Consider the following 21,749-nt stretch of genomic DNA (forward strand, 5'->3'; position numbering starts at 1 on the left):
GCTGCGCCTCATGCGATGTGGTTGATGCGTCCGATCCGCCAGCCGTCGGCTGCGAGGGTCATGTCGGTGACGCCCAGCGGGTCGATCCGGTGGGCCATGGCGGCAAAGGCCGTCTGCCGGGTCGCGCGGGGAATCTGGGACATGATCACGCCCATATGGGCGACCACGATCAGATGGGCCGGAGCATGCGCGGCGATCAATGCGTCGATGGCCCGTGCGACGCGGGCCGTGACGTCATTCCAGCTTTCGCCGTTCGGTGCGGCCAGATCGCCCGGTTGTTCCCAGAACCGGCGCGACAGCACCGGATCGCGGGCGCTGACCTGCGTGTGATGCAATCCGTCCCAGGCCCCGAAATCGATCTCTCGCAAGGCCCTGTCGTCCGGCAGGCGCAGACGGTTGCGGGCAATCGCGTCGGCGGTCGTGATCGCGCGGCGCAGGTCGGACGACACGATCAGCGCGTCTGCGGGCAGATAGTCCGACAGGCGGTCGAGGGCCGCCCGGTCGGACAGGTCCGCCGGCACATCGCGCCAGCCCGTCATCGTCCGTTCATGGGTCGGACCGTGCCGCACCAGCCAAAGCGTCGTCATGGCAGACGGCCCTTCAGCAGCAGCGGCAAGCCCGCCATGACGGCGACGACCGTGTCCGCCTGCGCCGCAATCCGGCGATTGATCAGCCCCTGCGCCGCACGAAACCGGCGCGCCAGCGCATTGTCGGGCACGATGCCCTGACCGACCTCGTTCGACACGACGAGGACAGGGCAAGGGCAGGTCGACAGGGCCACCAGCAGGTCGTCGCAGGCCGCTTCAATGTCGCGATCGGCCAGCAGCACATTCGTCAGCCACAGGGTCACGCAATCCAGCAGGGCGACATGCGCGGAATCCTGCGATCGCAGGGCGGCAGCCGGATCGAAAGGAGCTTCGACTGTCGCCCAGCCATCGCCGCGCTGGGCGATATGGGCCGCGATCTTCTGCCGCATCTCTTCGTCGAATGGCTGTGCCGTCGCGATGTAAGTTCTTGGCCTGTCAAAGGAAATGGCAACGCTTTCCGCAAAGGCAGATTTACCCGACGCCGCCCCGCCTAGTATGAAAATGAGATTGTGCAACTTCTTCATGGAACTTTCGTGCGGAAGATGTGTTCATCAGACATAGAAACTGCGTCGCACAAAGACACAAGCAGTTCGCGACATTCCAAGGGGGATACGACCATGGCTTTTGAAGGATTTTCGGATCAGACCCTGTCGCGAACCGCCATGAAGGCGGAATTGCTCGACGCCGAAACAGAGCTTCGCCTAGCCTATGCATGGCGCGACGAGCGGTGCGAGGAAAGCCTGCACCGCCTGATCACTGCCTACATGCGCCTCGCAATTTCGATGGCGGCGAAGTTCAAGCGCTACGGCGCGCCGATGAACGACCTGATCCAGGAAGCCTCTGTCGGCCTGATGAAGGCGGCCGAGAAGTTCGATCCCGACCGGGGCGTGCGCTTTTCGACCTATGCCGTCTGGTGGATCAAGGCGTCGATCCAGGACTACGTGATGCGCAATTGGTCCATGGTGCGCACCGGGTCCACGTCCTCGCAGAAATCGCTGTTCTTCAACCTGCGCCGCGTGCAGGCCCGGCTGGAGCGTGAAGCGGCGGCCGAGGGCAAGAAGCTTGAAGGTCACATCATGCGCCAGATGATCGCGACCGAGGTCGGCGTGCCTCTGCACGATGTCGAGATGATGGAAGGGCGGCTGTCCGGCTCTGACTTCAGCCTGAACGCTACCCAGTCGTCCGAAGACGAAGGCCGCGAGTGGATCGATGCGCTGGAAGACGATGCCAGCCAGGCCGCCGAGAATGTCGAACTGGCCCATGACAATGCGCAGTTGCGTCAGTGGTTGCTGACCGCGCTCGGAGATCTGAACGACCGCGAAAGGTTCATCGTGCGCGAGCGCAAACTGCGCGACGATCCCCGCACGCTCGAAAGCCTTGGCACCGAATTGGGGCTAAGCAAGGAGCGCGTGCGCCAGCTGGAGGCCGCGGCCTTTGGCAAGATGCGCAAGAATCTGGAAAGCCAGAGCAGGGAAGTGCTGTCATTCTTCGCGTGAAAACGCTTGTCGCACTGGTAACCTTGCTGGCGGCTCCTGTGGCCGCGGATGTCGGCCCGTTGCCACGGGCCGACATCTTCGTTCTGGGAGAGGTGCATGACAATCCGCTGCACCATGCCACGCAGGCGCGGATCGTAGGGCAGGTTGCGCCGAAGGCGCTGGTGTTCGAGATGCTCTCATCCGCGCAGGCCGGTGCTGCGATGGCCGTCGACCGCACCGATGCGGATGCCGTCGCCGCTGCGACCGGCTGGGCTGACAGCGGCTGGCCGGATTTCGCGATGTATGCCCCGATCTTTGCCGCCGCACCGGATGCGATGGTCGTCGGGGCTGCCGTAGCCCGCGACGATCTGGTCGCGGTGATGCAGGGCGACACGGCACAGGTGCCGGACGCCCTGCCGGTGCCGCCCCTGACGGACGCGCAACTTGCCACCCTGACGCAGGAACAGGCCGAGGCCCACTGTGACAAGCTGCCCGAGGAGATGCTGCCCGGCATGGTCAGCGCCCAGCGTCTGCGTGATGCAGCTTTCGGCGGTGCGGCCGTGGCGGCGTTCGATGCAACCGGCGGCCCGGTCGTGCTGATCACCGGCACGGGCCACGCGCGCACCGATGTCGGCGTTCCAGCTGCGATCCGCGCTGCCCGTCCCGACATCGTCGTATGGTCGCTGGGCCAGTCAGAAGGGGAGGGCGACCCCGACGCGCCCTTCGATGCAATCCTCACGACGCCCGTTCAGGATCGCCCCGACCCCTGCGCGGCCATCGCCAACTAGGCTTGTTGTCATCGGCATCGCTGCCGCCTACATCTGGGGGCGCATCGAAGGGGACATTCCATGCTGCACGACAAGCGCATCCTGCTGATCATCGGTGGCGGCATCGCGGCCTACAGATCGCTAGAGCTGATCCGACTGTTGCGCAGCGCCGGTGCGGCCGTCACGCCTGTCATGACACATGCGGCGGCCGAGTTCGTGACACCGCTGTCGGTCGCGGCACTGGCAGGCGAGAAGGTCTATACCGACCTTTTCGACCTGACGGACGAGGCCGAGATGGGGCATATCCAACTGTCCCGCGTCGCTGACCTGATCGTTGTCGCGCCCGCAACCGCGGACCTGATGGCCAAGGCCGCGACCGGTTTGGCGGGCGATCTGGCGGCGACGCTGCTGCTGGCGACCGACACGCCGGTGCTGATGGCACCCGCCATGAACGTGCGGATGTGGTCCCATGCGGCGACGCAGCGCAATCTGGCGACCCTGCGGGTCGATGGCGTCACCTTCGTCGGTCCCGACGTGGGTGACATGGCTTGCGGCGAACACGGCCCCGGTCGACTGGCGCAACCTGCTGCGATCCTGGACGCGATCACGGCGCAAATGGCGGGTGGTCCACTGGCCGGGCGGCATGTCATCGTGACCTCCGGCCCGACGCATGAGCCGATCGATCCTGTCCGCTACATCGCGAACCGGTCCTCTGGCGCGCAGGGGACCGCCATCGCGCGGGCACTGGTCGGGCTTGGCGCGCAGGTGACCTTCGTGACCGGCCCCGCGATCGTGCCGCCACCCGACGGCGTGACGCTGGTCCGGGTCGAGACGGCACGGCAGATGCACGACGCCGTCATGGCGGCGCTGCCTGCTGATGCAGGCATCTTTGCCGCCGCCGTCGCGGACTGGCACGTCGTCAACACCGGCGCGCAGAAGATGAAGAAAACGACGGGCGGCCTGCCCGTGCTGGAGTTTGCGGAAAACCCCGACATTCTGGCTGGGGTGTCAGCCTTGACCACTCACCGTCCGCGCCTTGTCGTGGGCTTTGCCGCCGAGACGCAGGATGTGACGCGGCTCGCGACCGCGAAACGTGCCCGCAAGGGCTGCGACTGGATCGTCGCAAACGATGTGTCGGACGGGACCGGCATCATGGGCGGAACGGAAAACGCGGTGACGCTGATCACGGACACCGGGGCAGAAGACTGGCCCCGCATGAGCAAGGACGCGGTCGCGCAACGCCTTGCCCGAAGACTGGTGGAGGCGCTGGGGTGAGCGCAGGAGCCTCAAAGGGGCATCCGGCTGCGCCAGATCACCGTGGCGGGAGTGTGGCTGGTCAGATGAAGCACGAGATCGGCGTGGCCTTCGTGCCCGGGGCGGACGAAACTTTGCCGCTGCCCGCCTATCAGTCGGCGGGCGCTGCCGGTGCGGATGTCTGCGCAAACCTCGACGCGAGCGACCGGGTGGACGGGATCTTGCTGCGACCCGGCATGCGGGCGCTGGTACCGACAGGCCTGCGGCTGGCCATTCCCGCAGGGTTCGAGGTGCAGGTCCGCGCGCGCTCCGGTCTGGCACTGCAGCATGGAATTGCGCTCGTGAATGCGCCGGGCACCATCGACAGCGACTATCGCGGGCCGCTTGGCGTGCTGGTGATCAATCTGGGACAAGTGGACTTTACTGTGACCCACGGCATGCGGATCGCGCAGCTTGTGGTGGCACCGGTGATGCAGGCCGGTTTTGCGCTGGCCGATCTGGACGGCACGCCGCGCGGAACGGGCGGGTTCGGATCGACGGGGGTGGCCCCGTGATCATGGTCCTTTTCCTGATCGCCGTCATCTGGGGCGTCGGCGCAGCAATGGGTGCGCCAAAGCCTGCGCGCTGGGTCATGGTCGGCGTGCTGATGGCCGCCGTGATCGCCGCACAACTGGTCCTGCCCGCCGGCCACCCGCTGCGGCAGGCGACCGGCGGCGATGCGCGGCTCTGGCTGCTGATTGCGGGTTTCGGTGCTGTCATCTGGTCCTATGCCGCGATCCTGCGCGCGGTGAAGGCGCGTGTGAAACCTGCAACGCAGCCGACCGTTGACCGGTTCGAGGACACCGAACTGCAACGCTATGCCCGCCACATCATGTTGCGCGAGGTCGGCGGACCAGGGCAGGCGGCGCTGCGCCGCGCCAAGATACTGATCGTGGGGGCCGGTGGCCTCGGCTCTCCGGCGCTGATGTATCTGGCGGCCAGCGGCGTCGGCACGATCGGCGTGATCGACGACGACACCGTCGATATCAGCAACCTGCAACGGCAGGTGATCTTTGGCGACAGCGACCCTGGCCTGCCCAAGGTGCAGGTCGCGGCGCGCGAATTGCGCCGCCAGAACCCGCATATCGTCGTGCGTCCCTACCACCGGCGCGTGACGCCAGACATCGCCGCGGACCTGATCGCGGACTATGACCTGATCCTTGACGGGTCGGACAATTTCGACACGCGCTATCTGGTGAACCGGACCTGTGTTGACCTGGGCAAGCCGCTGATTTCCGCCGCGATGACCCAGTGGGAAGGGCAGATCAGCCTGTATGATCCCGCGCACGGCACCCCCTGTTACGCCTGCGTTTTTCCCGACCGTCCGGCCCCCGGCCTGGTCCCAAGCTGTGCCGAGGCGGGCATCATCGGCCCGTTGGCTGGCGTCATGGGATCGCTCATGGCGGTCGAGGCCTTGAAGGCGCTGACCGGTGCGGGGCAGGGGCTGGGTGGCCGTCTGCTGATCTACGATGCACTTTATGCCGACACCCGCATCATGCAGGCCGCACCGCGCGCCGATTGCCCGGTGTGCCAAGGCCGGGGCTTGCAGGTCGGCGCGACTGCGGCCAAGGTCTGATCGAGATATCCTTGGGGGACCTGCCATGAAAATCCTGACCTCGCTCGCCGCCGTCCTGCTGGCCACCACCGCCACCGCCGATAGCCACCTGCCCGATCTGGGCGGGCGCGACATCACCGTCGTGACCGAAAACGCCTATCCCCCTTTGCAGTTCATCAAGGACGGGGCCGCCGTGGGCTGGGAATACGACGCGATGGCCGAAATCGCCAAGCGCCTGAACCTGACCGTCACCTATGAAAATACGAGCTGGGAAGCGATGATTCCTGCCGTGTCCGAAGGACAATTCGACATCGGCATGACCGGCATCACCATCCGCGAGGACCGGGCCGAGGTCGTCGACTTCTCGGACGCCTACATGACCTCCGAGATGGTGATGCTGGTCCGCGGCGACGAGGACCGTTTCAGCGACGCCGCGAGCTTCGCCGCCGACGCCGACCTGCTGATGGCCGCACAGCCCGGCACGACGCCGTTCTACGTCGGCGTCTACGACGTGCTTGACGGGGACGAGGCGAACCCTCGCATCAAGACGATGGAGACCTTCGGTGCCACGGTGCAGGCCCTGCGGGCGGGCGACGTCGACCTGGTGCTGACCGACGGCACCGCCGGGCAAGGCTATGTCGATGCGTCGGACGGCGCGCTCAAGATCGTGGGCGAGAGGCTGGGGACCGAGGATTTCGGCTTCATCTTCCCAAAAGGCTCCGACCTTGTCGGGCCGATCAACCTCGCCATCGCCGACATGAAGGCGGACGGCACCCTAGATGCGCTGAACACCGAATGGTTCCTCGACTTCAAGATGGGTGAATGACCCTTTGACGCCGGCCGACCGCGACTTTCCCTACTGGCTGGTCGCGGTCTGCCTGATCGGTGCGGCGCTGTTCGCAGGCGTGCTGGCGGATCCCGCATCGCGCGACGTGCTGGACACGCTGATGCAGGGCGTTCGGACCACGATCTTCGTCACGCTGGTCAGCTACGCCATGGCCTGCGCACTGGGCCTCGGCCTCGCCCTCATGGCCGGGTCGGGGTCACTGATCCTGCGCCAGATCGCGCGCTTCTATGTCGAGGTCATGCGCGGCATCCCTATCCTCGTGCTGTTGCTTTATGTCGCCTTCGTACTGGCCCCGGCGCTGGTCGCGGGATGGAACGCGCTGGGCCTGCCAGAGGCGCGGACGCGGGATTTCCCGCTGCTGTGGCGGGCGATCATCGCGCTGTTTCTGGCCTATTCGGCCTTTCTGGCCGAAGTCTTTCGCGCCGGTCTGCAATCGGTCGACACCGGCCAGATCGAAGCGGCGCGCGCCTTGGGTCTGAACGGGCGGCAGCGGTTCCGCTTCATCGTCTGGCCACAAGCGCTGCGTACCATCCTGCCGCCGCTGGGCAATGATTTCGTCGCGATGGTCAAGGACTCGTCCCTGGTCAGCGTGCTCGGCGTGGCCGACATCACGCAACTGGGCAAGGTGATCGCAGCCGGCAATTTCCGCTACTTCGAGACCTACAATGTCGTGGCCCTCGTCTATCTGACGATGACGATCAGCCTCTCGATTCTGCTTCGGCGGTTCGAGAGAGGGCGTCGTCGCGTTTGAGTTTATTTGGCCAGATGAACGGGGGGCGGTGGCTCATTTCCGGGTGCCGTCCTAGATTGATCGCTGAAGGAGACCCGACATGACCAATCCGCTGCTGACCCAATGGGACACGCCCCACGCCTTGCCGCCGTTCGACGCGATCACGGACGACGATTTCGCCCCCGCCGTCGACGCGGCCCTGATCGAGGCGCGGGCAAACATCGCCGCCATTGCGGCCCATCCCGACGCACCGACCTTTGCCAACACGATCGAGGCGCTGGAACTTGCGGAACGCACGCTGTCCCGCGTGCTGGGCGTGTTCTTTGGCGTCGCGGGGGCCGACAGCAACCCGGCGCGCGAGGCGTTGCAGCGCGACTTTTCGCCCTTGTTGTCGGCCTTCGGGTCCGAGATCACGGCGAACGCGGCACTGTTCGCGCGCATCGAAGACCTGTGGGCACGGCGCGACGACCTTGACCTGACCGACGAACAGGCCCGCGTTCTGATGTTGACCCGGCGCGGTTTCGTGCGGCAGGGGGCGCAATTGCAGGGGGCCGCCGCCGACCGGCTGCGCGACGTCAAATCCCGGCTGGCGGTGCTGGGGACGCAGTTCACCCAGAACCTGCTGGCGGATGAGCGCGACTGGTTCATGCCCCTGTCCGAAGACGATCTCACGGGTCTGCCCGATTTCGTGACCGACGCCGCCCGGGCGGCGGGCGAGGCGGGCGACCACGGCGGCCCCGTGGTCACGCTGTCACGGTCGCTGATCGTGCCGTTCCTGCAATTCTCGCCCCGCCGCGATCTGCGGCAACGGGCCTACGCGGCCTGGACCGCGCGCGGCATGAACGGCGGTGCGACGGACAATCGGGCCCTGGCGGCGGAAACGCTCGCCCTGCGGGTAGAGCGCGCCGACCTGCTGGGCTACGACAGTTTCGCGGACTACAAGCTGGAAACCGAAATGGCCGGCACACCCGCCGCCGTGCGCAACCTGCTGATGCAGGTCTGGCAACCGGCCAAGGCGTCGGCCGAGGCGGACGCCGTGAAACTCACCGCAATGCTGCACGCCGACGGTGTGACAGGTCCGCTGGAACCCTGGGACTGGCGCTATTACTCCGAAAAGCGGCGTCAGGCGGAACACGATCTGGATGAAGCGGCGCTGAAGCCTTACCTGCAGCTCGACCGGATGATCGACGCCAGCTTCGACTGCGCCAACCGCCTGTTCGGGCTGGAATTCGCGCCCTTCGACGGCCCGGTCTATCACCCGGACGTGCGGCTGTGGAACGTGACACGGAACGGCAAACACGTCGCGGTCTTTGTTGGCGACTATTTCGCGCGGGCGTCGAAACGGTCCGGGGCCTGGTGCATGGCGATGCGCAGCCAGCAGCGGCTGGCGGGCGACGTGAAGCCCATAGTCGTGAACGTCTGCAACTTTGCCAAGCCTGCCAAGGGCAAGCCAGCGCTGCTATCCTATGACGATGCGCGCACGCTGTTCCACGAATTCGGCCACGCGCTGCACCAGATGCTGTCCGACGTGACCTACGAGTCCATTTCGGGCACGTCCGTCGCGCGGGATTTCGTGGAACTGCCCAGCCAGCTTTACGAACACTGGCTCGAGGTGCCGCAGGTGCTGCAACACTTCGCCGTTCATGCCGAAACGGGCGAGGCGATGCCGCAGGCGATGCTGGAACGGATGCTGGCCGCTGCCACCTACGACATGGGTTTCCAGACCGTCGAATACATCGCGAGCGCGCTGGTCGACCTTGAATTCCACGCCGGACCGCCGCCGGCGGACCCGATGCAGAAGCAGGCGGAAATCCTGCAAGACCTCGGGATGCCGCATGCGATCGGCATGCGCCACGCGACACCGCATTTCGCGCATGTCTTCGCAGGCGACGGCTATTCCAGCGGCTACTACAGCTACATGTGGTCCGAGGTGATGGACGCGGATGCCTTCGACGCCTTCACCGAAGCAGGCGATCCCTTCGATCCCGCGCTGGCGAAGCGGCTGGAGGAAACGGTCCTGTCGTCGGGCGGATCGGTGGACGCGGCGACGCTCTATCAGCAGTTCCGGGGCCGGATGCCCGGCGTGGATGCCCTGTTGCGGGGTCGTGGCCTGGCCGCCTGACCGGTCAGTCTTTCTGGTGACGCTCGGAGGCCGCAAGGATCAGGCGCATCTCGTCGGCGAGGCTCGCCTCGATCGCGAAGGCACCCGATGCGTCGCCCATGCCGGGGTCTTCCTCTGGCACCTGCACTTCGGACTTGTCGCGCAGCCATTGCCTGACCGGTTCGTCCGCGGCCTGAACAAGGCGGGCCAGCACTTGCCGCTGGGCCATCAGCCGACCTTCAAGGGATTGGGGTGTCACTGTCATCGCAGCCTCCATTGCTGCTGGCTCAACGTGCCAGAAAGCACCGCGTTCCCATGATCGACTAGGCCTGCGGGTCGTCCGGGTGCTTCTGCACACCGACCGGGTCCTTGTGGATCAGCACATCGGCGCGGGGATAGGTGTGCAGGATCGCGCGCCGCAAACCCGCCCCGATGGCATGGGCCGCATCCAGGGACTGTGCGCCGTCCAGTTCGATATGCAGGTTGACGAAGACGCGACTGCCCGCGCGGCGGGTCTTCAGGTCGTGGAACCCCCGCACCCCTTCGAATTCCCGCGCGATGGCCGTGATGCCAGCGATCATCTCCGGGTCGGCCTGCCGGTCCATCAGCGCGTCCCATGCCCCCCGACCGATCCGCAGCGCGCCGACCGCCAGTAGCAATGCTGCCCCCAGGGCCACGACGCTGTCCACCTGTGCCAGTCCCAGCGCCGACGACGCCCACAGCGCCACGATGGCCCCCACGTTGGGGATCAGGTCACCCAGATAGTGCAGGCTGTCCGCCTTCACGACGGGGTTGTCGGTCAGCGCCGCCACGCGCCGCTGCCAGATCACGAGCCCCAGTGTCAGGACGATGGAAAACACGACGACGGCAATGCCCGACGCCTCGTTGCGGGGCAGGGCGGCATCGCCCTGCCACAACCGCCAGATCGCCGCCGTCGCAATCACGCCGGACGACGCGAGGATGATCAGCGATTGCCCCAGCGCCGCCAGATCCTCGGCCGAGGTGTGGCCGAAGTTGTGATCGTCGTCGGCGGGTTTTGCAGCATAGGCGATGGCGGCCAGAGCCGCCAGCGACATCATCAGGTCCATTGCCGAATCTGCCAGCGTCGCCGCGATCGCCAGCGATCCGGTCTGACCCAGCGCCCACAGCTTTGCCACGACCAGCGCCAGGGCCACGGCGCAGGACAAAAGTCCGGCAGACAGGTTCAGGCGGGTGTTGGTGGCGGCATCACTCATGGCCCCTCTCTACCCGAGGGGACGGGCGCGCGGAAGCCTCAGTCGGTGTCCACACCCCAAAGCCGCGATTTGTGACCCCAGCCGGTATAGCCGCCCGCGGAAAGTTCGCACCAATCGGCCTCGCATTCGCCAAGGCGTGCGATGACGTTCTGTTCCAGTTCGGCCCGTTCGGATGCGCTGTCCGAGGGCTGGGAGCGCAGGGCCATGTGGTCTTCGTCGACGATCACCGTGCGGACGCCCGACAGCATCGTGTAGTGCACCCACCCGCCCTGACCGTCGCGGTCGATGACCCGACGCCAGTGGCCGTATTCCGCGACCACCTGCAAGGGCATGTCGCGCCGCTGGAACACCCAGTCGATGCGGTGGGTCAGCGACGGCCCACGGCGGACGTTCGCCTCCCTCACTTTCAGGCTGACATAGCGGGGCAGGGGCAGGTTCGTCTCTGGCCCGATGTCAGGTGCCTCGAAGCTGGCGGCGGTCGGTGCGGTGTCCTGCGCATGCAGGGGGCCTGCCACGGCAAGCGACAATGCCAGACACAGGATATGCGTGATGTTCATGGTACTGCCTCGATCCGCCAGACGGGCGCGATGGTTCTTGTGCCGCGCGTCCCTGACTGGCAACCTGCCATCAACCGGGGACTTTGAAAAGCACCGCAGGGGGGCAAATGTCGAGCAAGAAGCTGAGTGTTGTCGTGACGCGACGGTTGCCGCCGGCGGTCGAGACGCGGATGACCGAATTGTTCGACGTCAGCCTGCGCGACGACGACACCCCCATGACCCGAGAGGCGCTTGTCGCGGCGATGCAGGGGGCTGACGTGTTGGTGCCGACGATCACCGATGCCATCGACGCGCGATTGCTGGCGCAGGCCGGCGACCGGCTGAAGCTGATCGCGAACTACGGGGCCGGAGTGGACAATATCGACGTGGCCACGGCCCGCCAGCGCGGCATCCTCGTGACGAACACGCCCGGCGTGCTGACCGACGACACCGCCGACATGACGATGGCGCTGATGCTCTCCGTCCTGCGCCGCATCCCCGAAGGCATGCGGGTCGCGCAGTCCGACGAATGGGCCGGCTGGGCCCCGACGGCGATGCTGGGCGGGCGGGTTGCCGGGCGCAGGCTGGGCATCCTTGGCATGGGCCGGATCGGGCAGGCGGTGGCCCGGCGGGCGCGTGCGTTCGGCATGCAGATCCATTACCACAACCGCAAGCGCCTGCGCGGCGAGGTCGAGGCACCGCTAAACGCGACCTATTGGGAAAGCCTTGACCAGATGGTCGCGCGGATGGACGTGATCAGCGTCAACTGCCCGCACACGCCGTCCACCTTTCACCTGATGAACGCCCGCCGGCTGAAGCTGATGAAGCACAACGCCGTCATCGTGAACACCAGCCGCGGAGAGGTCATCGACGAGAACGCCCTGACCCGGATGCTGCGGGCAGGAGAGATCGCGGGTGCCGGACTGGACGTGTTCGAACGCGGCCACGAGATCAATCCCCGCCTCAAGGCCCTTCCCAACGTGATCCTTTTGCCCCACATGGGGTCAGCCACGGCCGAAGGCCGGATCGAGATGGGCGAGAAGGTGCTGATCAACATCAAGACCTTTGCGGACGGCCACCGTCCACCCGATCTTGTGGTGCCGGGACAGCTATGACGGGCGATTTGACGCGGACCGGCAACGGTCCACCTATGCCCAAAGGAAGAGGAGCGATGAAGATGATGAAATTGATGACGGCCGCCGTGGCGCTAGCCAGCCTTGGGGCCTGTGCGGCTCAGGTCCCTGCGTTCGACGGATCGGATGCGCAGGTCGGCAATGGCACGCTGGTCATACCCTCGGTGTCGCAGCCCTTGCCGGTTCCGCCGCCGGCACCTGTCAGCACCACCTCGCTTGACGGTCCGGCCCGCGCGCCGACCCCGCTGCCGTCCACGAACGGCATGCCGCCGCCCCCGGTCGAGGTCGGTGTCGTCGGCCCGATCCCCGCGGACCTGCCGCCGTTCGAGCCTTTGGTCATGGACGAAGATATCGCTGGTTGATTGCGTCGCGCGTTGTCTGCACCGCGTCAGCGCGGTGCAGGCGGGGTGGCACGTCTCTGGTCTGGCGATGCCTTACTGCGCACGTTCCGCGATGGACGTGTAGTCCATGCTTGAAAACCGCAGCATGTTGTTGTCGGCGCGGCCTGCCATCGGTTTGGGGGACATGCATCCGCCCAATACCATGAGTGCAGCCACCGCTAAAAGCGTGGTGCGTTTCATAAAGCTCTCCTCAAGTCCGCATCTGACGTGCGGTGACTTGGAGATAACATGAAAATGCCGGAATTGATCCCCCCGAATCCACAAATCGACCGTGGATTCACGCGGGACGTGTCAAAATTGCAAATCCGGATCCGGCATCAGCTGGCGTCTGGTTCGACATAAGGCGCGGTTTCAACGGCTATTCAGCGATAGACCTCGTCATCGGTCGGAAACGCCCGCGCCTTCACGTCAGCAGCGTAGCGCCTGACCGAATCCTCGATCATCGGGCCAAGCTGTCCGTAGACCTTCACGAACTTCGGCGTCCATGGGTTCAGGCCCAGCATGTCCTCCAGCACGAGGATCTGGCCGTCGCAATCCACCGACGCCCCGATCCCGATGGTGGGAATCGCCACCTCCTTCGTGATCTTCGCGGCCAGCGGCTCGACCATGCCTTCCAGAACCACGGCAAAGGCACCTGCCTCCGACACCGACCGCGCATCGTTCAGATGCGCCTCCCACGTCTCCTCATTGCGCCCCTGCGTCTTGAAGCCGCCCATCACGTGCGACGATTGCGGCGTCAGGCCGGTGTGCGCCATCACGGGAATCCCGCGCTCGACCAGAAAATGGATCGTCTCGGCCATGCGCGCGCCGCCTTCCAGCTTGACCGCGCCACAACCGGTTTCTTTCATGATCTTGGCAGCGTTGCGAAACGCCATGTTCGGCGATTCTTCATAAGAGCCAAAGGGCATGTCCACGACGATCAGCGCCTTCTTCGTGCCGCGCACGACGGCGCGGCCATGCATGATCATCAGGTCCAGCGGCACGCCGATAGTGCTGTCCATGCCGTGCATCACCATGCCAAGGCTGTCGCCCACAAGGATGAAATCCGCATACTTGTCCACGATGGCCGCCGTATGCGCGTGGTAGGATGTCAGCGACACGATCGGCTCTCCGCCCTTGCGATTGCGGATCTGCGGCACGGTGTTCCGGCGGACGTGTTCGGTCTGGCTGCTCATGGGGTCACTTCCTTCTGGTCGATCAGCAAGACATCTCCGAACTGGGCCGAGATCATGATGCCGATGGGGTCTGTGGGATCGCCCGTTGCCGGGCTGAAATCCGCGACGTTGACGAAATCGAGGCCGCGCAGGCTGGCGCGTGGCTCAGTCGCCACGATCTCGTGGATCGATTGCGCCGCTTCCTCGATGGTGCCGCCGGCGTGGATCGTATCGGCGGCAGAGCGCAGCGCGCGGTGCAGGACCGGGGCCGCGGCGCGGTCGCCCTCGGTCAGCCGCACGTTGCGCGACGACAGGGCAAGGCCGTCATCGTCGCGGACGGTCGGCACGCCGTGGATGCTGACGGGGATGAACAGGTCCGCCACCATGCGCCGGATCACCGCAAGCTGCTGGTAGTCCTTCTCGCCGAAATAGGCGGCGTCGGGCTGCACGATGTTGAACAGCTTGGTCACCACCGTCGCCACGCCGCGGAAATGCCCCGGCCGCACCGCACCGTGCAGGATGTTGGCCAGATGCGTCGTCTCGACAATGGTCTCATGGCCCGGCGGATATATCAGATCGGCGGTCGGCAAGAAGACCATCGCCACACCCGCATCGCGCAGCATCGCAAGGTCGGCGTCTTCGGTGCGCGGATACTTTGCAAGGTCCGCCGGGTCGCCGAACTGCGCCGGATTGACAAAGATCGTCGCGACCACCGATGCATGGTCTGCCCGCGCCGCCGCAACCAGCGCGATGTGGCCCGCATGCAGCGCGCCCATCGTCGTCACCAGCCCGACGCTGCCCCGTTGGCGCAGGTCGGCCACGGCCCTGCGCGCCTCGGAAACGGTCTTGCAGATCAGCATCTGTCCCTCCCGGTCGTTCCGCGTGTTTCTAGGCCGGGCCGTCCCGCTTGTCACGCTTCCCCCTTGGTCAGCAGGACCGACAGTTGGGGGCTGGAAATATCGCAGCGCAGGCTGACCTCCGCCACACTGTCGCGGGATTTCACGAGGTCCCGCTTGATCCGGTTCGTCCGAAAGGCCGCCACGGTGGCCGTGGCCGGCACATACAGCCACGGCCCGCGCCGTGCCGGCCTGCGCAGCGCCGCCCCGGAATTGATCGGTGCCAGGTCCAGATGGTCTGCATAGATGTCGAACAACCCGCCTGCGTCGATTTCCAGCACGTGCAGCGGTGCCCGCTCGCCAAGGCTGTCCAGATAGGTCTGCCGCATCGCACGCGGCCAGAAGAAGATGCGTTCGTCCAATTGCATCGCCCAATCCTTCAGGCTGCCGGACGACAGGAAATCCTTCGCCTGATCCCTGCCCGCCAGCAGGGGTCGCTGATGGTTCAGCGTCATCGGTCCTGCATGCGCGACGATGGTCTCAGGCTCCTTGCGCAGGGCGACATCCACGGGTGCAAACCCTGCCTGACGCGCGGCCTCTGCCGGGCGCAGCAGCCCACGCGCGGTGATCCCGGCAAGGTTCGACACCAGCGTCACGTGAAACAGGGACGGTCCGACCAGTCGGATGAAGTCGTCGCGGGTCATGGTGCTGAAATCCGGTAAAAATACTGGGCCACTGTCGCCGTATTGCCTGCGTTAGGCAACGACGCATCGACCCTGTCGCAAACATGCCGATTTGAGTCGGCTGGTTCTTACGCCGCTGCCGCGTTTCGACCAGAGTGCGGGCAAATCCATCAGATCGCAGGGAATCGCCCATGAAAACGAACGTCAAGGCACTGGTCATCGGTGGCGGAGCCGTCGGCACCTCGATCGCCTATCACCTGGCCCGCGCCGGCTGGGACGACGTGATGCTGCTGGAACGAGATGAACTCACCTCGGGTTCGACCTGGCACGCGGCGGGCCTGCTGCCCTACTTCAACATGAGCTTTGCGACGACCCACATCCACGACTACTCCATCCGCTTCTACAAGACGCTGGAGGAGGAGACCGGCCTGAACGCCGGTTTCGCCGTCGTCGGCAACCTGCGCATGGCACAGACCGACGAGAGGATGGAGGAATATCAGCTTTACGCCTCCACGGCCGAGACCTGCGGCGTGCCTTCCGTCTTTCTGACTCCCGACGAGATCAAGGCGAAGTGGCCGCTGATCCGCACGGACGATCTGAAAGGCGCGCTTTACCACAACACCGACGGCTACATTAACCCCGCCGACGTGACGATGGCGATGGCCAAGGGTGCGCGCCAGCGCGGCGTCGCCATCGAACGCAAATGGCAGGCGGATGCGTTTCGCTGGAACGGCAGCCATTGGGAAGTCACCGCGACGAAGATGGTGGAAAGGGGCGGCAACCTCGTGCCCTCCGACGAACAGATCGTCATCACCGCCGAACATGTCGTCACGGCCTCCGGCAACCACGCACAGCGCACGGCAAAGATGCTGGGCATCAAGATCCCCGCGATCCCCGTCGAACACCAGTTCATCGTGATGGACGGCGACCCCGCGCTGCAAGCCTGGCGCAAGGACGGCAACCCTGAACACCCCGTGGTGCGCGACGCCGACGCACAATCCTATGTGCGCGAGGAACGCGGCGGCTGGATTCTCGGCGTCTATGAAAAACATGCGCCCGCGCGGTTCGAATACGGCGTCCCAGACAGCTTCCGCGCGGACCTCTTCGAACTCGACCTCGAACGGATCGAGGCGCAGTACATGGCGATGATTCACAGGATTCCATCGTGCGAGGAATCAGGTCTCAAGAACGACTTCAACGGCCCGATCTGCTACACCCCCGACGGCAACCCGCTGGTCGGTCCGGCCCCCGGGCTGCGCAACATGTGGCTAGCCGAAGGGTTCTCATTTGGCATCACAGCGGCGGGCGGCACCGGCTACTACCTCGCGCAGATGATGGTCGATGGCGAGGCCGAGATCGACATGGCCAGCCTTGACCCCAAGCGCTACGGCGACTGGATGACGACCGAGTGGGCCGCCCGCAAGAACGAGGAGGCCTACGAGCACGTCTACATCCTGCACCACCCGGACGAGGAGCGCCCCGCCTGCCGCCCCCTGCGCACCACGCCCGCATTCGACCGGCAAAAGGCGCGCGGCGCGCAATTCGGCTGGGTCAACGGCTGGGAACGCCCGAATTACTTCGGCCCGGTGGACGCACCCGACAGCTTCGACCACGACGCGCGGTCCTTCCGGCGCGGCGGCTGGTGGCAGTATGCGGTCGATGAAGCCCGCGCGATCCGCGAAGGCGTTGGTCTGATCGATGCCTCTGCCTTCACCAAGCACGTCGTCAAAGGCCCAGGTGCCGCCGCTTTCCTCGACTGGTTCACGACGAACAAGCTGCCAAAGGTCGGTCGCATCAACCTGACCTATGCGCTGACGGCGCATGGCACGACGCGCACCGAATACACCATTGTCCGTCTGGCAGAGGACGAATTCTACCTCGTATCCGCCGGAGCTTGGACCACCTATGACGCGGATTACCTGCGCAAGGCGGTCGCGGACAAGGAAGCCGACTTCGGCCGCATCGAGGTGCAGAACGTGACGACCCAGTGGGGCGTCTTCGCCATCGCCGGCCCGAAATCCCGCGACGTGCTGGCTGCCGTCATCAAGGACGCCGACCCCGCGACGGCCCTGTCGAACAAGCGCTTCCCCTGGCTGTCCGCGCGCCAGATCGAACTCGGCATGTGCCCCGTCAACGCGATCCGCGTGGCCTATACCGGCGAACTCGGCTGGGAACTGCACCACCCGATCGAGATGCAGAACTACCTGTTCGACCTGCTGGAAAAGGCCGGCGAGCCGCATGGCATGAAGCTCGTCGGCGCGCGCGCGCAGAACTGGCTGCGGCAGGAGAAATCCTACCGCGCCTTCGGCACCGAACTCGGCCGCGATGCCACCCCGCTCGAGGCCGATCTGCCGCGTTTCGTCGACCTCGCCAAAGACTTCCACGGCAAGGATGCCATGCAGGCCAAGGGCCTCCGGTCGAAATGCGTCACCCTGCTGATCGACGGTCCCGCCGACGCCGACCCCTGGGGCCGCGAGGTGCTCTATCACGGCGACACCCGCGTCGGGCGTCTGACCTCCGGGGGCTATTCCGTCCATTTCGGCAAAAGCATCGGCATGGGCTACGTCAAGCCGGACCACGCTGCCGTCGGCACCCGGCTGCAGGTCAAGATGTTCGACAAACTCTGGCCTTGCCAGATCGTCGAGGACAGCCCTTACGATCCCCATAACGCCACGATCCGCAAGGACGGCTGATCCGCATTCATCTGGCCAGATAAACTCCGGGGGGAGGGCGCAGCCCGGGGGGCTGGCCCCCCTTTTCCGATGAAACAATCGGTGCCGTCACCGTTTGCGGCGCTGCCGGAATGTCTCGGCCCTGCGCCGCAACCGGATCATCGCCGCGGACACCGGGCGGCGCAGCAGCGGCACATCGACGGCCAGCAAGAGCAGACCGACCGGGATCATCCACAGTCCGAAAATGGGCAGGATCGCCAGCAACCCACCCAAGATGAAGAAAACGCCGACCGGCACCCGCACGAGCGCCCAGCCTGGACGGCTCATGCGGTGCAGGACCGCGCCCATGCGGGGATAGTCCCGGCGAAGACGGTCGAATTGGCGGCGCAAACGGCGGCCTTCGTGGGATATCTGTGGATCACTCATTGCCAGCAAATGGCGGGCCGCCGGATTTCATCAAGGGGGCCCGCGCCTTATTCTTTCCCAAACCGCAACATTCCCCCGCCATCTGCCCGATCGACGCTGACCGTGTCAGTCAAGGGACCAGGTGCCAGAAGGGCTTTCATCTCGGAAATCCATTATCGCAACACCGTGGCGCAATCCACAGATGTCGCAGCGTTCATCGAGATTTTCGCACGCCCGGCCGAACTGGCGCGGATCGGCGACTTTGCCGTTGCGACCTGTCAGGACAACGGCACCGTGCCGCAAGGGGCCGCGACCGAAAGCTTCCATCCCGATGCCGAGGGCATTGCCAACCTCTCGCCAAAGGCGCGGACCGAGCTCTACACGATCTTTCCCGCCCTGCGCGTCGGCGGTCACTGCCACGACGCAGCCTTCACCACCCCGCGCAGTTGGGAACTGATGGCCTGCGTCGCCTAGCCGAACCGCGCCGGCGACAGGGCAGCGGCCAGGTCCACCCCCACCTCTGGCACCCGCTGGGCCACGATGTCCGCGATCAGGGCGGACGCGGCAGGTGCCGTCTGAAAGCCATAGCCGCCTTGTCCTGCGCACCAGATGAAGTCCGGTGCATCCACCGCCCGGCCCAGCACAAGCTGCCGATCCGGCGCAAAGGTGCGCAGGCCGGCCCAGGTGGCGATCGGACGCGTCACCGCCTCGGTCACATGATCCTGATAACGCGCCAGCCCCTCGGCCAGCACCATGTCGTCGGCAAAGGCGTCGTGCGGTTCGACCGGGTCCTCGTCTGCGGGGGACACCAGCAGCGCGCCGGCGTCGGGTTTCGCATACCAGGCTTCGCCTGCGCCAAAGATCATCGGCCAACCGCTGACATCATGCCCGCCGGGGGCCGCCAGCCGCGCCATCGACCGGCGATAGGGCGTCAGGCCAAGAGGCGTGACACCGGCCAGTGCTGCGATCCGGTCGGCCCAGGCCCCGGTCGCATTGACCAGCACCGCGCCGGACACCTCGCCTTGCGGCGTGGTCACATGCCAGCCCGCGCTTTCGCGTGTTACCGCAGTGACCCGCGCATCGGTGACGATGGTGCCACCGTTGCCGCGCAGTTCGCGCAGCCAGTTCTGTATCAGGCGGTCCGTGTCGATGTCCCAGGCTTGCGCGTGCCACCCCGCGCGGTCGACGCGGTCCGTCAGGATCGGCACCATCGCGCGTGCTTCTGTCCCGGTGATCGGTTCCAGCCTCATGTCGGTCAGGTCGTGGGCAAAGGCATCGGCATCGGCGGCACTGCCGACCAGCATGACGTTGCGCGGCGACAGCACGCCGCCGTTCGCCGTCTGGTGGAACTCCCGGCTGGCCGCATTCAGCGCCCGCGTCGTGGGCTTGCCATAGTTCTCCTCGAACAGCGCGGCCGACCGGGCAGAACTGTGATAGCCGGTCTGCGCCTCTGCCTCCAGCAGCGTGACGTGGCCCAGATGCGACAGCCGCGCGGCAGCCGAGATGCCGGCCACACCGCCGCCGACGACGATGAAGTCGGTCATGCTTCCTCCAGCCGGTCCGTCGCGGGCGGCGGGGTCGGCGACAGCGCCGTGATCCGGGCGTAAAGGTCCGCCGTCATCTGCAATCCGTTCGCGGCGAGTGATGGTTCAAGTTGCTTGACCGACTTTGCCGACACGATGGGCGAGGGGGCGGTTGGATGCGCCGCGACCCAAGCCACGGCAAGCGTCGCGGCTTCGGCGCCGGCCTCATCCGCCATGGCCGCCAGTCGGGCTCCTGCGTCGTGCATCCAGTCGCGTCCGTAACGGGCGGCATACATCTTGTCCTCGCTCAGACGCCCCGTCTCACCCCGCGCGTATTTGCCGGTCAGCAGGCCTCCGCCAAGGGGAGAGTAGGAACAGATCTGAATGCCCTGATCTGCGGCCATCGGCAGGATCTCGACCTCGGCCTGCCGCTTGACCAGGTTGTACATCGGCTGCATGACATCGATGCGCGTGCCAAGCGCCGCGCAGACCGCCTGCGCCTTCATCACCTGCCAGGCCGCATAGTTGCTGATCCCGATGTGGCGGATGGCACCTTCCGATTGCAGGCGGGCCATCGTTTCGAAGGTCTGCTCCAGCGGAGTCTCATGGTCCCAGCGGTGCAGATACAGCAGATCGACGCTGTCCATGTCCAACTGGCTGCGGCAAATGTCGAACTGCGCCAGGATGTTCGCCCGTCCGCAGCCGCCCTGATAGCCAATCTTGGTCGCCAGATAGATCGCGTCACGCTCCTGTGCCACCATCGGTGCCAACAGCCTTTCGCTTTCGCCTTCGGTGTAGCGGACGGCAGTGTCGAAGTGATTCAGCCCGGCGGCGCGGGCAGCGTCAAACATGGCCCGGCTTTCGCGCGCATCGGCGCGGCCGCCGAATTGCATGGTGCCAAAGGTCAGGCGGGACAGCGCGGTCCCGTCGCGGGTGCAAAGTTGTGTCATGTAGGCATGTTGGCATGCCGGTGTCTGACCCGCAACGGGCGCTGCATGAGGTCACCCAATCCATCACGACAATTATCGACTGTTGGATATTGATCTATTTAATGTGCGTAAATGCGGATATCACATTAAAGTTTGCATTTTATGTGCGTATTAGTAAAACGGGCTCCTATATGGACTGACAAGAGGGAACGATCCCTCCGACACACCAGAAGAAAGACCTGACCCATGACCCACCTGAAAACCACCGCCATCATCGCCACCCTGATCTCCGGACTGGGCGTGACCGCCGCCTCTGCCGCCAGCGTCAACGACCTGATCGCCACGAACGGCATTTACGACCGATCCGCCGAGGCCATTTCGGCGACAAGGCAGAACCTCGCGACCCTCGGCGTCTCGACCCGCAAGGGCGACGTCATCACCAGCGAAGAACTGACGGCGATCCAGTCGATCCTGCGCGATCAAGGCAGCTTTGAGTCCAAGGCGCGTCGTGTCGATCTGGTCGTGAACGGCGACTCCAACGAGTTCGGCAACGGCTTCAACGCGCGCTGAACACCCGCGCCAGCCGACCTCGAATGGCCCGCGCCTTTGTCGCGGGCCATTCTCGCATCATCGCATCCCATCACGGACTGTCACGACAGCGTGGGCGCTGCATCCCGGACCGCCCCGCCTGCGTTGGACCGCCTGAACCGACCTGAAAAGAAGGATGCCTTCCCTTCCCATGCGCTCGACAACCAGAATGACAGCAATGGCCGCCACGCTTGCCTTGACCGTGGCATCGCCGCTCGCAGCCCAGACCGAAGAGGATCTGCGCCCGATGGACGTGGTCGATTCCTCGGCCGAAATGCAGGCCGATTTCGACTACAACC

General features: G+C 65.5%; 25 protein-coding genes. 13 read left to right on the forward strand and 12 right to left on the reverse strand.

Going from position 1 to position 21,749, the window contains the following annotated elements; genetic code table 11:
* Positions 1-8 precede the first annotated feature (8 nt).
* Positions 9-587: a histidine phosphatase family protein gene (locus ACOI1H_RS02140; RefSeq protein WP_422435070.1), complete on the reverse strand. Its 579-nt coding sequence runs from the start codon at positions 585-587 to the stop codon at positions 9-11.
* Positions 584-1,111, reverse strand: a complete 528-nt coding sequence (gene cobU / locus ACOI1H_RS02145; RefSeq protein ID WP_422435071.1) for a bifunctional adenosylcobinamide kinase/adenosylcobinamide-phosphate guanylyltransferase — start codon at positions 1,109-1,111, stop codon at positions 584-586. Before cobU ends, ACOI1H_RS02140 begins: the two co-directional genes overlap by 4 nt.
* A 93-nt stretch (positions 1,112-1,204) precedes the next feature.
* On the opposite strand from cobU, the gene ACOI1H_RS02150 reads away from it, so the two are divergent.
* From ACOI1H_RS02150 to ACOI1H_RS02185, 8 genes are all read left to right on the forward strand, one after another.
* On the forward strand, positions 1,205-2,083 hold the full coding sequence (locus tag ACOI1H_RS02150) for an RNA polymerase factor sigma-32 (RefSeq protein ID WP_422435072.1): 879 nt from the start codon (positions 1,205-1,207) through the stop codon (positions 2,081-2,083).
* Positions 2,080-2,850 carry a ChaN family lipoprotein gene (locus tag ACOI1H_RS02155; protein WP_422435073.1) on the forward strand — a complete coding sequence of 257 codons (771 nt, stop codon included), beginning with the start codon at positions 2,080-2,082 and terminating at the stop codon, positions 2,848-2,850. Before ACOI1H_RS02150 ends, ACOI1H_RS02155 begins: the two co-directional genes overlap by 4 nt.
* 60 nt (positions 2,851-2,910) lie before the next feature.
* Positions 2,911-4,104 carry a bifunctional phosphopantothenoylcysteine decarboxylase/phosphopantothenate--cysteine ligase CoaBC gene (coaBC, locus tag ACOI1H_RS02160; protein ID WP_422435074.1) on the forward strand — a complete coding sequence of 398 codons (1,194 nt, stop codon included), beginning with the start codon at positions 2,911-2,913 and terminating at the stop codon, positions 4,102-4,104.
* 65 nt (positions 4,105-4,169) lie between these two features.
* A complete protein-coding gene (dut, locus tag ACOI1H_RS02165) occupies positions 4,170-4,637 on the forward strand; it encodes a dUTP diphosphatase (protein ID WP_422435075.1) in 468 nt (155 codons plus the stop codon).
* Complete coding sequence (locus ACOI1H_RS02170) at positions 4,634-5,698, forward strand: HesA/MoeB/ThiF family protein (protein WP_422435076.1); 1,065 nt, start codon at positions 4,634-4,636, stop codon at positions 5,696-5,698. Before dut ends, ACOI1H_RS02170 begins: the two co-directional genes overlap by 4 nt.
* A gap of 25 nt (positions 5,699-5,723) precedes the next feature.
* A complete protein-coding gene (locus tag ACOI1H_RS02175; protein ID WP_422435077.1) occupies positions 5,724-6,503 on the forward strand; it encodes a transporter substrate-binding domain-containing protein in 780 nt (259 codons plus the stop codon).
* A 4-nt stretch (positions 6,504-6,507) separates the two neighbouring features.
* Positions 6,508-7,275 carry an amino acid ABC transporter permease gene (locus tag ACOI1H_RS02180; RefSeq protein ID WP_422435078.1) on the forward strand — a complete coding sequence of 256 codons (768 nt, stop codon included), beginning with the start codon at positions 6,508-6,510 and terminating at the stop codon, positions 7,273-7,275.
* A gap of 79 nt (positions 7,276-7,354) precedes the next feature.
* A complete protein-coding gene (locus tag ACOI1H_RS02185) occupies positions 7,355-9,376 on the forward strand; it encodes a M3 family metallopeptidase (RefSeq protein WP_422435079.1) in 2,022 nt (673 codons plus the stop codon).
* Positions 9,377-9,380: 4 nt separating this feature from the next.
* On the opposite strand, the gene ACOI1H_RS02190 is transcribed toward ACOI1H_RS02185, so the two are convergent.
* Genes ACOI1H_RS02190 through ACOI1H_RS02200 form a run of 3 tightly spaced genes read right to left on the reverse strand, consistent with a single transcriptional unit; the run spans position 9,381 to position 11,147 of the window.
* Complete coding sequence (locus ACOI1H_RS02190; protein WP_422435080.1) at positions 9,381-9,620, reverse strand: hypothetical protein; 240 nt, start codon at positions 9,618-9,620, stop codon at positions 9,381-9,383.
* A 58-nt stretch (positions 9,621-9,678) separates the two neighbouring features.
* Positions 9,679-10,590: a cation diffusion facilitator family transporter gene (locus ACOI1H_RS02195; protein ID WP_422435081.1), complete on the reverse strand. Its 912-nt coding sequence runs from the start codon at positions 10,588-10,590 to the stop codon at positions 9,679-9,681.
* 38 nt (positions 10,591-10,628) lie between these two features.
* Positions 10,629-11,147 (reverse strand): SH3 domain-containing protein, encoded by a 519-nt coding sequence (locus ACOI1H_RS02200; RefSeq protein ID WP_422435082.1) that lies wholly within the window; start codon positions 11,145-11,147, stop codon positions 10,629-10,631.
* Positions 11,148-11,254: 107 nt separating this feature from the next.
* Here ACOI1H_RS02200 and ACOI1H_RS02205 point away from each other — a divergent pair, with 107 nt between their 5' ends.
* Both ACOI1H_RS02205 and ACOI1H_RS02210 read left to right on the forward strand, forming a co-directional pair.
* Positions 11,255-12,241 carry a 2-hydroxyacid dehydrogenase gene (locus ACOI1H_RS02205; RefSeq protein ID WP_422435083.1) on the forward strand — a complete coding sequence of 329 codons (987 nt, stop codon included), beginning with the start codon at positions 11,255-11,257 and terminating at the stop codon, positions 12,239-12,241.
* 56 nt (positions 12,242-12,297) lie between these two features.
* Complete coding sequence (locus ACOI1H_RS02210; protein ID WP_422435084.1) at positions 12,298-12,621, forward strand: hypothetical protein; 324 nt, start codon at positions 12,298-12,300, stop codon at positions 12,619-12,621.
* 72 nt (positions 12,622-12,693) lie between these two features.
* On the opposite strand, the gene ACOI1H_RS02215 is transcribed toward ACOI1H_RS02210, so the two are convergent.
* From ACOI1H_RS02215 to ACOI1H_RS02230, 4 genes are all read right to left on the reverse strand, one after another.
* The gene (locus tag ACOI1H_RS02215) at positions 12,694-12,840 is read right to left on the reverse strand and encodes a hypothetical protein (protein WP_422435085.1); all 147 of its coding nucleotides are present in this window, start codon (positions 12,838-12,840) and stop codon (positions 12,694-12,696) included.
* A 182-nt stretch (positions 12,841-13,022) separates the two neighbouring features.
* On the reverse strand, positions 13,023-13,835 hold the full coding sequence (panB, locus tag ACOI1H_RS02220; RefSeq protein WP_422435086.1) for a 3-methyl-2-oxobutanoate hydroxymethyltransferase: 813 nt from the start codon (positions 13,833-13,835) through the stop codon (positions 13,023-13,025).
* Positions 13,832-14,674 (reverse strand): pantoate--beta-alanine ligase, encoded by an 843-nt coding sequence (gene panC / locus ACOI1H_RS02225; protein WP_422435087.1) that lies wholly within the window; start codon positions 14,672-14,674, stop codon positions 13,832-13,834. The genes panB and panC overlap by 4 nt, the downstream gene beginning before the upstream one ends.
* A 50-nt stretch (positions 14,675-14,724) precedes the next feature.
* The gene (locus ACOI1H_RS02230) at positions 14,725-15,354 is read right to left on the reverse strand and encodes a DUF7002 family protein (RefSeq protein ID WP_422435088.1); all 630 of its coding nucleotides are present in this window, start codon (positions 15,352-15,354) and stop codon (positions 14,725-14,727) included.
* A gap of 170 nt (positions 15,355-15,524) precedes the next feature.
* On the opposite strand from ACOI1H_RS02230, the gene ACOI1H_RS02235 reads away from it, so the two are divergent.
* Complete coding sequence (locus ACOI1H_RS02235; protein WP_422435089.1) at positions 15,525-18,026, forward strand: GcvT family protein; 2,502 nt, start codon at positions 15,525-15,527, stop codon at positions 18,024-18,026.
* 87 nt (positions 18,027-18,113) lie between these two features.
* Here ACOI1H_RS02235 and ACOI1H_RS02240 read toward each other — a convergent pair whose 3' ends face one another.
* Positions 18,114-18,395 (reverse strand): hypothetical protein, encoded by a 282-nt coding sequence (locus ACOI1H_RS02240; protein ID WP_422435090.1) that lies wholly within the window; start codon positions 18,393-18,395, stop codon positions 18,114-18,116.
* Between the two features lie 138 nt (positions 18,396-18,533).
* On the opposite strand from ACOI1H_RS02240, the gene ACOI1H_RS02245 reads away from it, so the two are divergent.
* Positions 18,534-18,884 (forward strand): hypothetical protein, encoded by a 351-nt coding sequence (locus ACOI1H_RS02245; protein WP_422435091.1) that lies wholly within the window; start codon positions 18,534-18,536, stop codon positions 18,882-18,884.
* Here the strand turns inward: ACOI1H_RS02245 and ACOI1H_RS02250 are convergent.
* Together ACOI1H_RS02250 and ACOI1H_RS02255 are read right to left on the reverse strand one after the other, a co-directional pair.
* The gene (locus ACOI1H_RS02250) at positions 18,881-19,954 is read right to left on the reverse strand and encodes an NAD(P)/FAD-dependent oxidoreductase (RefSeq protein ID WP_422435092.1); all 1,074 of its coding nucleotides are present in this window, start codon (positions 19,952-19,954) and stop codon (positions 18,881-18,883) included. The two genes, ACOI1H_RS02245 and ACOI1H_RS02250, sit on opposite strands and share 4 nt — an antisense overlap.
* The gene (locus ACOI1H_RS02255) at positions 19,951-20,883 is read right to left on the reverse strand and encodes an aldo/keto reductase (RefSeq protein WP_422435093.1); all 933 of its coding nucleotides are present in this window, start codon (positions 20,881-20,883) and stop codon (positions 19,951-19,953) included. The genes ACOI1H_RS02250 and ACOI1H_RS02255 overlap by 4 nt, the downstream gene beginning before the upstream one ends.
* Positions 20,884-21,108: 225 nt before the next feature.
* Between ACOI1H_RS02255 and ACOI1H_RS02260 the strand changes: the two genes are divergently transcribed.
* Entirely contained in the window at positions 21,109-21,432 is a 324-nt protein-coding gene (locus ACOI1H_RS02260) for a hypothetical protein (protein WP_422435094.1), read from the forward strand.
* The last annotated feature ends 317 nt before the right edge of the window (positions 21,433-21,749 follow it).

This window comes from Loktanella sp. DJP18 (assembly GCF_049310965.1).
Lineage (GTDB): Bacteria > Pseudomonadota > Alphaproteobacteria > Rhodobacterales > Rhodobacteraceae > Loktanella.